This is a genomic window from Jatrophihabitans cynanchi (genome assembly GCF_027247405.1).
Classification (GTDB): Bacteria; Actinomycetota; Actinomycetes; order Mycobacteriales; family Jatrophihabitantaceae; genus Jatrophihabitans_B; species Jatrophihabitans_B cynanchi.
Genome location: NZ_CP097463.1, coordinates 4,005,762 through 4,020,515, shown reverse-complemented (window position 1 = coordinate 4,020,515; position 14,754 = coordinate 4,005,762). Strand labels below are relative to the sequence as shown.

The following is a 14,754-nucleotide window of genomic DNA, read 5'->3' as shown; positions in this document are numbered from 1 at the left end:
CGGCGCCGGTCAGTGGCCGTGGCCGTCGTCGCGCAGCCGGCGGATCACCTCGTCGCTCCACTCGTGGGTGCGCATCAGCCGGTACCGCTCGCGCGAGACGCGCAGGTAGGCCTCGGCGTCGGTGCCGTCGCCGATCAACTGCGCCTCGCGCACCATCCGCACGACCGGCGTGTACTCCTCGGCGTACCAGCGCCGCGCGACCTCGGCACGATCCAGAAACGTGCCGGCGTTCTGCATGCACCGAAATCCCCACGCCTCGACGGCCTCCCCTAGCTCGGCGTAGCCCCACGGGTCGCGCACCGTGAGCTTGGCGTAGGCCTGGGCCGTGAGCGGTACTCGGGCGCGGAACAGCAGTTCGTAGCTGCGGACGAGCAGGTCGCCGCGGTGGCGGATGCCACGCGCGGGCACGGTGGTCAGCACCTCGGTCACGTACGCCTCGATCGTCTGCTGTCCGGTGGCGATCGCTATCGACACGCGATGGTGGCCGTCGCGCACGAAGTGCAGCCCGCCGATCCGGTACACGTCGATCGGTGGCACGCTCTCGCCACGGCGCTGCGCCAGCGCGAGCCGCTCCCAGCGCTCGCGCACCCGGCTGGAGGTCGGACGGAACCGGCGGTCGAAGTCCCGGCTGCTGTCGACCGTGCCGACGATCGAGTCGAGGGATAGCGTGTGCAGGCCGAGGAAGCGCTCCCCGCGGCGGCCGAGCGCTGCCACCACGTCGTCGAACGGCAGGATCAGGTTGACGTCGTCCGGCTCGCGGCGCAGCCGGTGGGCGAGCCGCGAGAGCACCTGCCGCCGCCGTGCCCGCAGGAAGTCGTTCTCGACGTCAGCTCTCGGAAATCCCGTTTGCCGCACGTCACCGGGTATACCGCGAAGCCGGTGAGATGTCGAAAAGGTGCCGGCCCACCACGTTGCGCACCGCCGTGCTCCCGACCTTCAGCTCGGGCGCACCTGCGCCGTACGGGTGCACGTGCCCGTGCAGCAGCAGCCTCGGCTGCAGCCGCGCGAGCAGCGGGTGAAGCGCGCCGACGCCGCGGTGCGGCGGATCCTCCCTGTCGCCGACGCCGCGCGGCGGCGCGTGGGTGAGCAGCAGGTCCACGCCGCGGCCGTCGCGGCCGAGCCACCGCGCCCGCCGCGCCAGGCGCCGCGCCCGCCGCGCGAACTGCCGCTCGCTGTACTGGTTCGGGCCATCGCGATAGCGCGGCGCCCCGCCGAGGCCCGCCAGCCGCAGACCGAGCACGTCGAGTACCCGGACGTCGGCGTTGAGCGCACCCGGTGGCCACGGCGGTTCTGCCGGTAGCCCGGCCCGCAGCGGCAGCCCGGCGCGCGAGGATCGGTACCCGGTGACGTCCGGGTCGTGGTTGCCGGGGACGAAGACGAGTGGGACGTCGAGCGCATTCATCAAGTAGGCGAGGTAGTCGAACGGCAGGTCACCGCAGGCGAGGATCAGCTCCGCCCCGCGCACCGGATCGACGCCTGCCGTGAGCGCCTCGTCCACCTCGTCGGCGACCGCGAGCACACGCACCATGCCCCGATTGTCCGCCTCAGCGGGCCGGAGCCGCCCGGACGTCCAAGCCCTTGCGCCGCAGCGCGTCCTCGACCCGGTAGATCTCGGCCCGGGGTACCGCGTGATCGGCGCCGGGCTCCGGCGGCCGGACGTCGACCGCGCGGCACGCCGCGGTCAGCACATCGAGATACGCCGCACGAACGGCGCTCCGGCGGACGGCCTTCGCCGGCAGCCCGGGGCTGAGCTCCACCGCGTTGAACTGGGCGTGCAGCCGCCGCAGGTCGCTGCCGAGCCGGGTCAACGCTGCGCGCGGCACCGGTGTGGCTCGGCGTGCGGCGAGCGCGCGCCGGCCGCGCACGGCGGCCAACACCGCGTAGCCGGCCACGGTGGGCAGCAGGACGGCCACGATCAGCAGCAGCGCCGTCCCCACAGCTCGAGTGTCGTCCGCCCCGAGCCGCTCATCAACCCTTGACGCTGCCGGCGAGCAGCCCGCGGACGAAGTACCTCTGCAGCGCCATGAACACGATCACCGGTATGACGATCGAGACGAAGGCCGCGGCGGGGATGACCTCGCCGCCTGCACCGGTGGTGGAGCCGACCAGCAGGTTGATCTTGACGGTGATCGGGCTGATGCCGGTCGTTCCGCCGGACATCACCAGGCCGACGAACAGGTCGTTCCACACCCACAGGAACTGGAAGATGCCGAACGCAGCGAGGGCCGGACGCATCAGCGGCAGCATGATCTGCCGGAAGATCTGGCCATGGCTGGCGCCGTCGATCCGTGCCGCCTCGAGCAGGTCGCGCGGGATCTCGGACATGAAGTTGTGCATCAGGAACACCGCGAGCGGCAAGGCGAAGCACGAGTGCGCGAGCCACACCGCGCCGACGGTTCCGGCCAGGCCGAGCGGCGGCAGGATCGTGATGCTTCCGATGTGCACGCCGCTGACGACCAGCCGCAGCATCGGGACGACCGCCACCTGCAGCGGGACCACCTGCAGTGCGAAGATCGCGATGTAGATCCAGTCGCGGCCGCGGAAGTCGATCCACACCAGCGCGTACGACGCGAGCGCGGCGACCACGATCGGGATGATTGCCGCGGGGATCACGATGACGATCGAGTTGATCACGTACGGCAGCACGTTTCCGCTGCCACTGAGCACGCGCTTGTAGTTGTCCAGCGTCATGTCGCTGAAGGTCCACCAGCCGCGCTGGTCCTGGCCGGCCTTGGACCGGAAGGACTGCACCAGCAGGCCGAGCGTCGGGATCGTCCACAGCACGCCGATCACGATCGCGATCGTCGAGGCGACCGGGTTCGACATGCCCTTGCGCACCCGACCGGCCGCCGTGGTCGGCACGTGCTGGTCGGGGACCTGCGGGACGTCCGGCACCTCGCCGGTCGGGTTGATGACGACGGTCATCGCACACCTCCTGCGTGGTTCCGGCTGGTGATCGCTGGGGGCGTCATCGGGGTACTCGTCGGGTAGGTACTCATCGGGCCGCCCGCTGCTTGACCATCTGCCGCACCTGGAAGGCCACGAACGGGATCACCAGCAGGAAGATCAGGGTCGCGAGCGCCGAGGAGTGGTGCTCGCCGAGTTTGCCACCGGCGAGCCCGATGCCTGCGGTCTTGTACGTGTTGTACATGAGGTTGGCGAGCGTGTCGCCGCCGAACCGGTCACCGCCGAAGGTGTTGACCAGGTCGAAGACCTTCAGCGTGGCGACCGAGATGGTCACCATCACCACGATGATCGTGGGCCGGATCGACGGGATGACCACGCGCCGGAACGCCTGGCCGTTCGTCGCCCCGTCGATCTTGGCGGCCTCGCTCAGTTCGCCGGGCACGGCCTTGATCGCGGCCGAGAGCACCACCGTGGCGAAGCCGGCCTGGATCCAGATCATCACCACGATCATCCACATGGTGAGTCGCCAGCCACCGACGGTCGGGAAGTTGATCGGCCCGAGGCCGACCCAGTTGAGCACGACGTTGACCAGCCCGGACGCGCCGCTCTGCGACGGCTGCTGGTACATCAGGCCCCAGATCACCGCCGCCCCGACGAACGAGATCGCGGTCGGCAGGAAGACGAGCGCCTTGGCGAACGCCTCGCCCCGGATCTTGTCGATCGCGTACGCGTAGGCGAGGCCGACGATCGTGGCGACAGCCGGTGTGACCAGGGTCCACAGCACGGTGTGCCACAGCGCGAACAGCGCATCGTGGTTGCTGAAGAGCCAGCGGAAGTTGGCGAAGTTGTTCCACTCGCCGCCCTTGTCGATCAGGCATCGGGCCGGGCTCGGGATCGGTACGCATCCCTTGCGGGTCACCTCGGCCGAGGTGAGCGAGGAGATGATCGTCTTGAACATGGGGCCGACCAGGCCGGCGGCGAGCAGGATGATCGCCGGCAGCAGGAACAAGAACGCCTGGTACCTCTCCCGGCCCCTGCGCGGTACGTGGTCGATGACCACCAGTAGCACACCGATGACCGCGAAGAACGCGACCACCATCAGTACGGCGAAGCCGATCTTGCCTGCCGCCGAACTCGAATGCGCCAGATCGTAGAGCCAGTGCATGGACCCGATCACCCCTTCGCCGAGCAACCACCCGATTCCACATCGGGTGGTCGGGCACCCCTCGCGGGGCACCCGACCACCCGATCAACGTGAACCAGACACGTCCGGATAGCGACCTACTTTGGCCAAGAGGCCTCAATCTTGTCCAGTGTGTCCTTGTCGCTCTGGCCGAGAATCCACTGCGTCATCTGCGTCCAGAAGCTGCCTGCACCCACCTCGGCCGGCATGGCGTCCGAGCCGTCGAAGCGGAAGGTGGCGCTCGGGTCGGTGAGCAACTGCGCCGACAGCTTGTCGATCGGGTCGGTGTAGGCGTTCTTGTCCGCCTTGTTGTTCGCGGACACCCACCCCGACGCGACCTTGATACGCGAGGTCGCCCACTCGCCGCTGGCCAGGTACAGCTGCACGGACTCGACCTCGGGACGGTCGGCGAACGCGGTGACGAACTCGCCGCCACCCTCGATCGGCTTGCCGAACTTGTCGCTCATCGTCGGCTCGTAGAAGGCGTAGAGGTCGCCGTCCTGCGCGACCTTGTACCCCTTGTCCCAGTTGGCGGCGTAGAAGCTGGCCTGCTGGTGCAGCATGCACTTGCCGGTCTCGATCGGCAGGCCGCCCTTCTGGAAGGCGGTCGTGGCGATCGACTTCACGTCACCGATGCCGGCGTTGACGTACTTCGGGTTCTTCAGGATCTGGCCGACCTTGGCCAGCACGTCCTGGACCTTCTGGTCGTTGAACGGGATCTGGTGGTTGACCCACTGGTCGTAGACCTCCGGGCCGTACAGCCGGAGCATGACCTCTTCCATCCAGTCGGTGGCCGGCCAGCCGGTCGCCGTTCCGGACTCGATGCCCGCGCACCACGGCTTGTGCCCGTCGGCCGCCATCTTGTCCGACAGCTTGATCATGTCGTCCCAGGTGGTGGGCACGGTGTAGCCGTACTGCTTGAAGTACTTCGGCGAGTACCAGACCAGCGACTTGAGGTTCGCCCCCATCGGCGCGCCGAAGTAGACGCCGTCGACGGTCGCGTACGAGATCCAGTCCTTCGTCCAGTTGTCCGACGCCTCCTTGGTGAGCGCGTCAGTGGCCGGTACGAGCTTGCCGGACGTGGCGAAGCTCTGCAGCAGCCCGGGCTGCGGGATGATCGCGATGTCCGGCGCGTTGCCGCCCTGGACCTTCGTCTTCACCGAGCTCTCGAACTCCTTGTCGGCCGTGTACGCGATCTTGATGCCGGTGCACTGCTCGAACTGCTTCCACGAGTCCTGCAGGTGCTGGCCCTCGGGGTCGGTGATCGAGGAGTACATGGTGACCGTGGCGTTGGTGTACTTGCCGTACTTGCCGTACGGCGCGCAGTCGCCGGTCATGGTGACGGCCTTGATCTTGCTCTTGGGCTGCTTGCTCAGGTCGGGGCCGTTCGATGACGTCCCGTTGTTCGTGCCGTTTCCGCCGCCGCCCTTGTTCCCGCTGCTGCTACAACCGGCAGCCAGCGCGACAACCGCGGATCCCGCCGCGAGCACGGCGGTCATCCTCTTCCAGCGCATCCCTTGTCCCCTTCTCCGCTCGGGCGTGAGAGCGCTACCACGAACCCTCCGGTAACGCTTACGGAACGATGGCACAGCTGAGGGTGCCAGGGAAGGGTTACGCCCATCCGTTACCGGGTCGTTGCCAAATGCTCTGCCGCGCAACAAACCCCGCCGCGGGTATCGCGGCGGGGTTTGTGTCCAGCTATGTCGTGGTTTCCCGGATCAGGTGATCAGCCCTGGCCGATCCGTCCCGGCCGATCAGCCCGGGCCGTCCTCGGCCGATCAGCCTTGGCCGTCCTCGGCGTCAGTCCTGACCGGGTGTCGTCTTGGCGATCTGCATCAGGAACTCGGTGTTCGTCCGGGTCTTCTTCAGCCGGTCCAGCAGCAGATCGATCGCCTGCTGCGGGTCGAGCGCGTGCAGCACCCGGCGCAGCTTGATCGTGACCGCCAGCTCGTCCGGGGAGAGCAGGATCTCTTCCTTTCGAGTCGACGACTGATCCACGTCAACGGCCGGGAAGACGCGCTTGTCGGCGATCTTGCGGTCCAGCTTGAGCTCGGCATTACCGGTGCCCTTGAACTCCTCGAAGATCACCGTGTCGCCGGCCGAGCCGGTCTCGACCAAGGCAGTGGCGAGGATGGTGAGCGAGCCGCCGTTCTCGATGTTGCGGGCGGCGCCGAGGAAGCGCTTCGGCGGGTACAGCGCGGTCGAGTCGACGCCGCCGGACAGGATGCGCCCGCTCGCCGGCGCACCCAGGTTGTAGGCACGGCCCAGCCGGGTGATCGAGTCGAGCAGCACGACCACGTCGTGCCCCATCTCGACCAGGCGCTTGGCTCGCTCGATGGACAGCTCGGCGACGGTGATGTGGTCCTGCGGGCGGCGGTCGAAGGTCGAGGCGATGACCTCGCCCTTGACCGAGCGCTGCATGTCGGTGACCTCTTCGGGCCGCTCGTCGATGAGCACGACCATGAGGTGCACCTCGGGGTTGTTCACCGTGATCGCGTTCGCGATCGCCTGCAGCACCATCGTCTTGCCGGCCTTGGGCGGCGAGACGATGAGCGCGCGCTGGCCCTTGCCGATCGGCATCACCAGGTCGATCACGCGCGTGGTCAGGATGTGCGGCTCGGTCTCCAGCCGCAGCCGCTGCTGCGGGTAGAGCGGGGTGAGCCGGGTGAACTCGACGCGGTTCTTGGACTGCTCCGGGTCCTTGCCGTTCACGGTGTCCAGGCGCACCAGCGGGTTGTACTTCTCGCGCCGCTCGCCCTCGCGCTGCTGGCGCACCGCGCCGGTGATCGCGTCCCCGCGGCGCAGGTTGAACCGGCGCACGTACGAGTTGGCGACGTACACGTCGTCCGGGCTGGCGAAGTAGCCGCCGGTACGCACGAACCAGGTGTTCTTCTCCTCGATCGCGTCGACGATTCCGGCGACCGGGACGAGCACGTCGTCCTCGGACACGATCGGCTCGACGTCGGCGTTGCCTGCGACGCTACCCACGGGACGCTCGCGGTTGCGGCCGCGCCGATCGCGGTAGCGGCGACCGCGGCGCCGGCCGCCGTCGAAGTCGTCGTCGTCGTCGCGGCGGTTCTGGCCGCCGTCCTGCCGGTTCTGGTTCGGCGCGCCCGGCGCGTTCTGGTTGTGCTGCTGGCGGTTCTGGCTCTGCCCGCCGTCGGGACGGCTCTGGCCGTCGGGACGGCTCTGGCCGTCGGGACGGGTCTGGCCGTCGGGACGGCTCTGGCCGTCGCGGGTCTGCTGGCGACTCTGGTTCGAGCCGCCACCTTGGTTGTGCTGAGCGTCCTGCGTGCCGGAGCCGCTGCGCTGACGGTCCTGCTGCTGGTCCTGACCTGCAGTGCCCGCGGTGCGCGCGCCGTTGCCACGAACGCCGGCGGCGGCTCTGCCCGGCGCACTGTCGGGGCTCTCAGCGCGGTCGTCGACCGGTGCGGCACCGGTCGGTGCGGCATCGGCTGTCGCGACAGCGTCCGGCGGGCTGCTGTTCGGACCGGCGGAGCGGGTCTGCGCGCGCGCGGTGCGCTCGGGCCGCTGGCGCCTCGGCGGGGCCGCCGGGGCGGTGTCGCCGGTGCCGCTCGGGTCGCCCGCGGCGGCAGCGGCGCTACCGGCGGCACTGCTCGCGGTGCTGGCGGCGCCGTGCGTGGCACCGTTGTCCGCGCTGTTCGCGGCGCGTTGCGCGCCGGCGCCACGGCCGGCCTGGATCGCGGCGATCAAATCGCTCTTCTTGACCTTCGCGGTCGCGATGCCCATGCCGGCGGCGATCTGCTGCAGTTCGGGCAGCAGTTTGGAGTTCAGCGAGCCCTTCGCGGTGCGGGCGGAGCCGCCCGTCGATGCAGTGGGCACGGTATCCGTGCCGGGCAGGGTCTGCTCCTGGGTGTCTGTCACGTGCTGTCGGATCCTTCCGAGGGGTGGCCGGCGAACGTCATCATGCGCTGCGACCGATGGCGAGGCCGTTGCCGGGTGACCGGGGCGGGCCCTGTCTCGACGGCCGGTCTGGCAGGCACGCCAGCTCCGTTCCGGGGAGATGTCAGTCAGCTTCCGATCCACAAAGCTCGCCGCGAGGCGGTTGGGGAACGAAGTCTTTGGGCCTGCCGAATACACGGGGGCTCCGGGACTGACGCCGTTGAGCCTAGACGCTCGCGCTCATAGCGGCAACACTGCGGGCTCTCGGCGTGTTCCCGCGGTTCACCCGCCCGAGCGCGGCAACCGGCCGGTCAGTGGCCCGCCGCCACCTGGTGACCGCCGCGCGGCGCGATCGAGAGCACGCTCGGCCGCCACCTGCCGGGCGCCGCGGCAACTGCCTGCGCGACCTCACGATCATCTCGAGCCAGCACCAGCACCGTCGGCCCGGCACCGGACACGACCGCCGGCAACCCGGCTGCGCGCAGCGCGTTCACCAGCTCGATGCTCGCCGGCATCGCCGGTTCGCGGTAGGCCTGATGCAGCCGGTCCTCGGTGGCCGCGAACAGGTGCTGCGGCGCGGTGGTCAAGGCGGCCACGAGCAGTGCAGCGCGTCCCGAGTTCGCCGCCGCATCGGCATGCGCGACGGCCGGCGGCAGCAGCCCGCGCGCCGCCTCGGTGGACGCCTGGAACGGCGGGACGAGAACCACCGGGCGCACCCGCTCGTCACACTGCAGCCGGAGCGCACCGACCGCGGCACCGTCGCGCCAGGCGACGGTCAGACCGCCGAGCAGCGCGGGCGCCACGTTGTCCGGGTGCCCCTCCAACCGGTCGGCCAGCTCGAGCACCGCGGCGCCGCTCAGCGTCTCCTCCCCGCCCAGCACCAGCGCGCGCGCGAGAAGCAGACCGGCGACGATCGCGGCGGCCGAGGAGCCGAGGCCGCGGCCGTGCGGGATCCGGTTGGCGCAGGACAGTTCCAGGCCCGGAGGCTGGCCGCCGAGCACCTCGAAGCCGGCCCGCAACGCGCGCACGACCAGGTGCGACTCGTCCCGCGCCAGTTCCTCCCCCTCGCCGGCCACGTCGATCGCCAGCCCGCTGTCGACGACCCGGGCGACCAGGTCGTCGTGCAGGTCCAGGGCCAGTCCGAGTGCGTCGAAGCCCGGCCCGAGGTTCGCGCTGGTCGCCGGCACCCGCACGTGCACCGGGCCGGCCCGGAACGCCGGTTTCATCGTCCCCGCCCGTCCTTCTCGTTGAGTGGCGGGTTGGACGTTGAGTGGCGAGCTACAGGCCGCCACTGAACGCGTAACCCGCCACTCAACGGATGAGACCGCGGTGCGCTCAACGGACGAGTCCGAGCTGGGCCGCCGCCGCGTGGCTGTCGACGGGAACGGTGATCGGCTTCGGCGCGCCGGCGATCGCCCACTCCGGGTCCTTCAGCCCGTTGCCCGTCACGGTGCACACCACCGTCGAGCCGGTCGGCAGCCGGCCGTCGGCAGCGGTCTTGAGCAGCCCGGCGATGCTCGCAGCCGAGGCCGGTTCGACGAACACCGCCTCGCTGCGGGCGACCAGCCGGTACGCCTCGAGGATCTGCTTGTCGGTGACCGAGTCGATCAGGCCGCCGGACTCGTCACGCGCTGCCTCGGCGAGGGCCCAGGACGCCGGGTTGCCGATCCGGATCGCGGTCGCGATCGTCATCGGCGCGAGCACCGGCGCGCCGTTGACGATCGGTGCGGCGCCGGCGGCCTGGAAGCCGAACATGCGTGGCGTGCCGGCCACCACGCAGTCGCTCGCATACTCCCGGTAGCCCTTCCAGTACGCCGTGATGTTCCCCGCGTTGCCGACCGGGATGCAGTGCACGTCGGGGGCGCGGCCGAGGCGGTCACAGACCTCGAACGCGGCGGTCTTCTGCCCCTCGATGCGGTACGGGTTCACCGAGTTCACCAGTGCCACCGGGTAGTCGACGGCCAGCTTGCGGGCCAGCTCCAGGCAGTCGTCGAAGTTGCCGTCGACCTGCAGCAGCTTCGCGCCATGGACCAGCGCCTGCGCCATCTTGCCGAGCGCGATCTTGCCCTGCGGGACGAGCACCGCGCAGGTCATCCCGGCGCGCACCGCGTAGGCCGCCGCGCTCGCCGAGGTGTTGCCGGTCGAAGCGCAGATCACCGCCCGGGCACCCTCCTCGGCCGCCTTGGAGATCGCCATGGTCATCCCGCGGTCCTTGAACGATCCGGTCGGGTTCGCGCCCTCGACCTTCAGGTAGACCTCGCAGCCGGTGCGCCGCGACAGCTCGGCCGCCGGGACGAGCGGCGTGCCGCCCTCGAACAGCGTGATCACCGGCGTGCGGTCGCTGACGGGCAGGCGGTCGCGAAACGCGTCGATGAGCCCGGGCCACAGTTGCGCCGTCACTCGTTCACCGTGCCCTCGACCCGCATCACGCTCGCCGCGCGCCGCACGAACGGCATGTCCGCGAGGTGGCGCACGGTGCGGGAGAGCGCGTCGTCGGTCGCGGTGTGCGTGACGAGCACCAGGGTTGCCGCGTCGCCGCGCCCTTCCTGACGGACGGTCTGGATGCTGACGCCCTGCTCGGCGAACGCGCCGGCGACGGCGGCCAGCACGCCGGGCTGGTCGGCGACGTCGAGCGCGACGTGATAGCGCGTGGTCACCTCGCCCATCGGCTGCACGCGTAGCGCGGCATACGAGCTCTCGCCGGTTCCGCGGCTGCCCCGCACCCGGTTGCGAGCCACCGCGACGAGGTCGCCGAGGATCGCGCTCGCCGTCGGTGCTCCCCCAGCCCCGCGGCCGTAGAACATCAGCGAGCCGGCGGCGTCGGCCTCGACGAACACCGCGTTGAACGCGTCGCCCACGCCGGCGAGCGGGTGGCTGCGCGGCAGCATCGCCGGATGCACCCGTACCGCGACCTGCTCGGTGCCGTCGGCGCCACGGGTGCGCTCGCAGATCGCGAGCAGCTTGATGGTGCAGTTCATCGCCTTCGCACTGGCAACGTCCGCCGCACTCACCGCTCCGATGCCTTCGCGGTACACGTCGGACGCGGTCACCCTGGTGTGGAAGGCGAGCCCGGCAAGGATGGCGGCCTTGGCGGCCGCGTCGAAGCCGTCGACGTCGGCGGTCGGATCGGCCTCGGCGTACCCGAGTTCGGTCGCCTCGCCGAGCGCCTCGTCGAAGCCGGCACCAGTGGCATCCATCCGCGAGAGGATGAAGTTGGTGGTGCCGTTGACGATGCCGATGACCCGGGTGATCCGGTCGCCGGCCAGCGATTCGCGTAGCGGCCGCAGCAACGGGATCGCGCCCGCGACGGCGGCCTCGTAGTACAGGTCCACCCCGGCCTTGGCGGCGGCGTCGTGCAGGGTCGCGCCGTCTTCGGCGAGTAACGCCTTGTTGGCGCTGACGACGCTCTTGCCGCCGGCCAGCGCGTCGAGCAGCAGGCTGCGCACCGGCTCGATGCCACCGATCACCTCGACGACGATGTCGACGTCCCCGCGGGCGACGAGCCCGGCCGCGTCGGTGGTGACCAGGCCGGCCGGCAGGTCCGTGTGCCGCGCTGGCCGGCGGACGGCCACGCCGGCCAGCTCCAACGGCACACCTACGCGTGCCGCGAGGTCGCCGGCTTGCTCGTCCAGCAATCGCACCACCTGCGACCCGACGACGCCGCACCCCAGCAGCGCGATTCTCAAGGCATCGCCCATCAGCCGATCCCCACGTCCAGTCGAAGGAGGTCGTCCTCGGTTTCCCGGCGCAGCAGCACGCTCGCCCGCCCCTCGCGCACCGCCACCACGGGCGGGCGCGGTACGTGGTTGTAGTTGCTCGCCATGCTGCGGCAGTAGGCGCCCGTCGCGGCCACGGCCAGCAGATCGCCGGGCGCGATATCGGACGGAAGCCAGGCATCGCGCACCACGATGTCCCCGCTCTCGCAGTGCTTTCCGACCACGCGCGCCGGTGTGGGCGCCGCCGCCGACTCGCGGTTGGCCAGCAGACAGGTGTATTCCGCGTCGTACAGCGCGGTGCGGATGTTGTCGCTCATCCCGCCGTCGACGGACACATAGGTGCGCGTCAGCCCGCCGTCGAGCGCCACCTGCTTGACGGTGCCGATCTCGTACACCGTGATCGTGCTCGGCCCGACGATCGCGCGGCCCGGCTCGACCGACAGCCGCGGCACGCGCAGCCCGGCTGCCGCGCACTCACGCTCGACGATCGACACTAGGCGGTCGACCGTCTGCTTCGGGGTCTGCGGGTCATCGCCGCTCACGTAGGCGATGCCCAGCCCGCCACCGAGATCCAGTTCGCCGACCTCGACACCGTGGGCGTCCCGGATCCGTGCGGCCAGGCCGACCACCCGGTGCGCGGCCACCTCGAAGCCGGCGGTGTCGAAGATCTGCGAGCCGATGTGCGAGTGCAATCCGGCGAGCTCGAGCCAGTCGCTCGCCAGGACCTGCGCCACCGCACGCTCGGCCACCCCGTCGCGCAGCGAGAAGCCGAACTTCTGGTCCTCGTGGGCGGTGGCGATGAACTCGTGCGTGTGCGCCTCGACGCCTACCGTCACGCGCACCAGGACGCGTTGGCGGATCCCGGCAGTCGTGGCGATCAGCGCCAACCTGTCGATCTCGTCGAACGAGTCGACGATCACGTGCCCGACCCCGGCGTCGACGGCGCGCCGAAGCTCCGCGCGCGTCTTGTTGTTGCCGTGCAAGGCAATCCGCCCGGCCGGGAAGCCGGCGGCGAGGGCGACTGCCAGCTCGCCGCCGGTGCACACGTCCAGCCCGAGGCCCTCGTCGGCGATCCAGCGTGCCATCGTCGTGCACAGGAACGCCTTGCCCGCGTAGTACACGTCCACGTCGTCGAACGCGCTCGCGTAGGAGCGCGCCCGGCTGCGGACGTCGTGCTCGTCCATGAACAGTGCCGGCGTGCCGTGTTCGGCCACCAGGTCGGTGACACCGACGCCGCCGATGCTGAGCACGCCGTCGACGCGCCGCGCGGTGAGCGGCCAGATGGCGGGGTCGAGGCCGTTGACGTCCGCCGGCGCCGACGACAGGTGCGCTTCGGGCAGGACGTCGGCGTGCCGCGGCCCGGCCGGGTGGGCTGACCGGGACATGGCTACATGCGCTCCGGTGCCGAGACACCCAGCAGTTGCAGGCCGTTCGCGAGGACGATCCGGGTCGCCTCGTTCACCCAGGCCCGGGTGCGGTTGACGTCCTCGATCGGCTCGTCTGCCTTCGGGATGATCCGGCACTCGTCGTACCAGCGGTGATAGTTGCCGGCGAGGTCCTCGAGGTAGCGCGCGATCCGGTGCGGTGCGCGAAGTTCGGCGGCCGTTGCCACGACCCGCGGGAAGTCGCCGAGCGCGGTGAGCAGCACGGTCTCGCGCGGGTTCTCGAGCAGCTCGGGCACGAAGACGTCCAGCCCGATGCCGACCTCAGCGGCGTTGCGTTTGGCGTTGCAGGTGCGCGCGTGTGCGTACTGCACGTAATACACCGGATTGTCGCTGGACTTGCGGGTGATCTCGGCGATGTCCAGGGTGAGCGGGGTGTCTGCCGACCAGCGGGCGAGTGAGTAGCGGCCGGCGTCGACGCCGACGAGATCGACGAAATCGTCGAGCGTGACGATCGTGCCGGATCGCTTGGACAGGCGCAGCTCCTCGCCGTCACGCACCAGCTTGACGAGCTGGCCGATCAGGATCTCCAGGGTCTGCGCCGGATCGTCACCCGCGCAGGCCGCGATCGCGCGCAACCGTCCGACGTAGCCGTGATGGTCGGCGCCGAGCATGTACACCAGCCGGTCGAAGACGCGCCCGCGCTTGTCGAGGTAGTACGCGGCGTCCGAAGCGAAGTAGGTCTTCTCACCGTTGCTGCGCACCAGCACCCGGTCCTTGTCGTCGCCGAAGTCGGTGGTGCGCAGCCACACGGCGCCGTCGGCGTCATACACGTGGCCCTGCGCGCGCAGCCGGTCGATCGCGGCGTCGACCTCGCCGGAGGCGTACATGCTGTCCTCGGAGAACCAGACGTCGAACTCCACCCGGAACCGCGCCAGGCTGGCCCGTACCGAGTCCAGCATCAGCTGCTGACCGGTCGACCTGAACGCCTCGAGCGCCTCGCCCGCGGGCAGCTCGAGGACGCCGGGTTCGGCCGCGACGACCTGCGCGGCGACGTCCAGGATGTAGTCGCCGTGGTAGCCGTCGTCAGGAACCGGACGGCCCTGTGCCGCCGCGTAGAGCGAGGCGGCGAACTTGTCCAGCTGCGAACCGTGGTCGTTGGTGTAGTGCTCGGACGTGACCTGGGCGCCGGCAGCCTCCAGCAGCCGGTGCAGGCTGTCGCCGAGCGCGGCCCAGCGGGTGTGCCCCAGGTGCACCGGGCCGGTCGGGTTGGCCGACACGAACTCCAGGTTGATCTGCTGGCCGGCGAGCGCGTCACTCGTGCCGTACGTCTGCCCGGCCTGCACGACCGCGTGCGCCGTCTCGCCGAGGGTGCCCGCGGCCAGCGTGATGTTCAGGAAGCCGGGGCCGGCGACGTCGACCCGGGCGATTCCGGACGTGTCGCGCAACCGCGCCGCGACCGCTTCACCCACCTCGCGCCCGCTCTTCCCGGCCGCCTTCGCCAGCCGCAGCGCGACGTTGGTGGTGTAGTCACCGTGCTCGCGGCTCTTGGGTCGCTCGACGACGGCCTCGGTGGGCACCGTGCCGGCGAAATCGCCGGACTGCAGGCAGGCTGCGACGGCCGACAGCACGGCAGCGGAGAGCTCGGCGGGAGTCACCTCGC

12 protein-coding genes are annotated in these 14,754 nt (G+C 70.4%); all 12 read right to left on the bottom strand.

All coding sequences use genetic code 11. The features are described 5' to 3' along the window. Positions 1-9 precede the first annotated feature (9 nt). Positions 10-855 carry a hypothetical protein gene (locus tag M6B22_RS19575; protein ID WP_269443248.1) on the bottom strand — a complete coding sequence of 282 codons (846 nt, stop codon included), beginning with the start codon at positions 853-855 and terminating at the stop codon, positions 10-12. Between the two features lies 1 nt (position 856). Further along, the gene (locus M6B22_RS19570; RefSeq protein WP_269443247.1) at positions 857-1,528 is read right to left on the bottom strand and encodes a metallophosphoesterase family protein; all 672 of its coding nucleotides are present in this window, start codon (positions 1,526-1,528) and stop codon (positions 857-859) included. Between the two features lie 16 nt (positions 1,529-1,544). Further along, positions 1,545-1,937: a hypothetical protein gene (locus tag M6B22_RS19565; RefSeq protein WP_269443246.1), complete on the bottom strand. Its 393-nt coding sequence runs from the start codon at positions 1,935-1,937 to the stop codon at positions 1,545-1,547. Between the two features lie 31 nt (positions 1,938-1,968). Further along, on the bottom strand, positions 1,969-2,925 hold the full coding sequence (locus M6B22_RS19560; protein WP_269443245.1) for a carbohydrate ABC transporter permease: 957 nt from the start codon (positions 2,923-2,925) through the stop codon (positions 1,969-1,971). Between the two features lie 70 nt (positions 2,926-2,995). Continuing rightward, positions 2,996-4,072 (bottom strand): carbohydrate ABC transporter permease, encoded by a 1,077-nt coding sequence (locus M6B22_RS19555; RefSeq protein WP_269443244.1) that lies wholly within the window; start codon positions 4,070-4,072, stop codon positions 2,996-2,998. 116 nt (positions 4,073-4,188) lie between these two features. Beyond that, a complete protein-coding gene (locus tag M6B22_RS19550) occupies positions 4,189-5,604 on the bottom strand; it encodes an ABC transporter substrate-binding protein (protein ID WP_269443243.1) in 1,416 nt (471 codons plus the stop codon). A 286-nt stretch (positions 5,605-5,890) separates the two neighbouring features. Next, positions 5,891-7,975, bottom strand: a complete 2,085-nt coding sequence (gene rho / locus M6B22_RS19545) for a transcription termination factor Rho (protein ID WP_269443242.1) — start codon at positions 7,973-7,975, stop codon at positions 5,891-5,893. A 329-nt stretch (positions 7,976-8,304) separates the two neighbouring features. Continuing rightward, positions 8,305-9,219: a homoserine kinase gene (thrB, locus tag M6B22_RS19540; RefSeq protein WP_269443241.1), complete on the bottom strand. Its 915-nt coding sequence runs from the start codon at positions 9,217-9,219 to the stop codon at positions 8,305-8,307. Positions 9,220-9,328: 109 nt separating this feature from the next. Then, positions 9,329-10,393 (bottom strand): threonine synthase, encoded by a 1,065-nt coding sequence (gene thrC / locus M6B22_RS19535; RefSeq protein ID WP_269443240.1) that lies wholly within the window; start codon positions 10,391-10,393, stop codon positions 9,329-9,331. Further along, positions 10,390-11,691 (bottom strand): homoserine dehydrogenase, encoded by a 1,302-nt coding sequence (locus M6B22_RS19530; protein WP_269443239.1) that lies wholly within the window; start codon positions 11,689-11,691, stop codon positions 10,390-10,392. Before M6B22_RS19530 ends, thrC begins: the two co-directional genes overlap by 4 nt. Continuing rightward, positions 11,691-13,094, bottom strand: coding sequence for a diaminopimelate decarboxylase (lysA, locus tag M6B22_RS19525; protein ID WP_269443238.1), 1,404 nt, complete (start codon positions 13,092-13,094; stop codon positions 11,691-11,693). The genes M6B22_RS19530 and lysA overlap by 1 nt, the downstream gene beginning before the upstream one ends. A gap of 2 nt (positions 13,095-13,096) precedes the next feature. Beyond that, positions 13,097-14,749, bottom strand: coding sequence for an arginine--tRNA ligase (gene argS / locus M6B22_RS19520; RefSeq protein WP_269443237.1), 1,653 nt, complete (start codon positions 14,747-14,749; stop codon positions 13,097-13,099). Positions 14,750-14,754 lie beyond the last annotated feature (5 nt).

Bases quoted from the DNA above. Each gene is read 5' to 3' on its own strand.
- M6B22_RS19570 (WP_269443247.1), bottom strand. From the start codon at position 1,528: ATGGTGCGTGTGCTCGCGGTCGCCGACGAGGTGGACGAGGCGCTCACG.
- M6B22_RS19560 (WP_269443245.1), bottom strand. From the start codon at position 2,925: ATGACCGTCGTCATCAACCCGACCGGCGAGGTGCCGGACGTCCCGCAG.
- M6B22_RS19555 (WP_269443244.1), bottom strand. From the start codon at position 4,072: ATGCACTGGCTCTACGATCTGGCGCATTCGAGTTCGGCGGCAGGCAAG.
- M6B22_RS19550 (WP_269443243.1), bottom strand. From the start codon at position 5,604: ATGCGCTGGAAGAGGATGACCGCCGTGCTCGCGGCGGGATCCGCGGTT.
- thrB (WP_269443241.1), bottom strand. From the start codon at position 9,219: ATGAAACCGGCGTTCCGGGCCGGCCCGGTGCACGTGCGGGTGCCGGCG.
- M6B22_RS19530 (WP_269443239.1), bottom strand. From the start codon at position 11,691: ATGGGCGATGCCTTGAGAATCGCGCTGCTGGGGTGCGGCGTCGTCGGG.
- lysA (WP_269443238.1), bottom strand. From the start codon at position 13,094: ATGTCCCGGTCAGCCCACCCGGCCGGGCCGCGGCACGCCGACGTCCTG.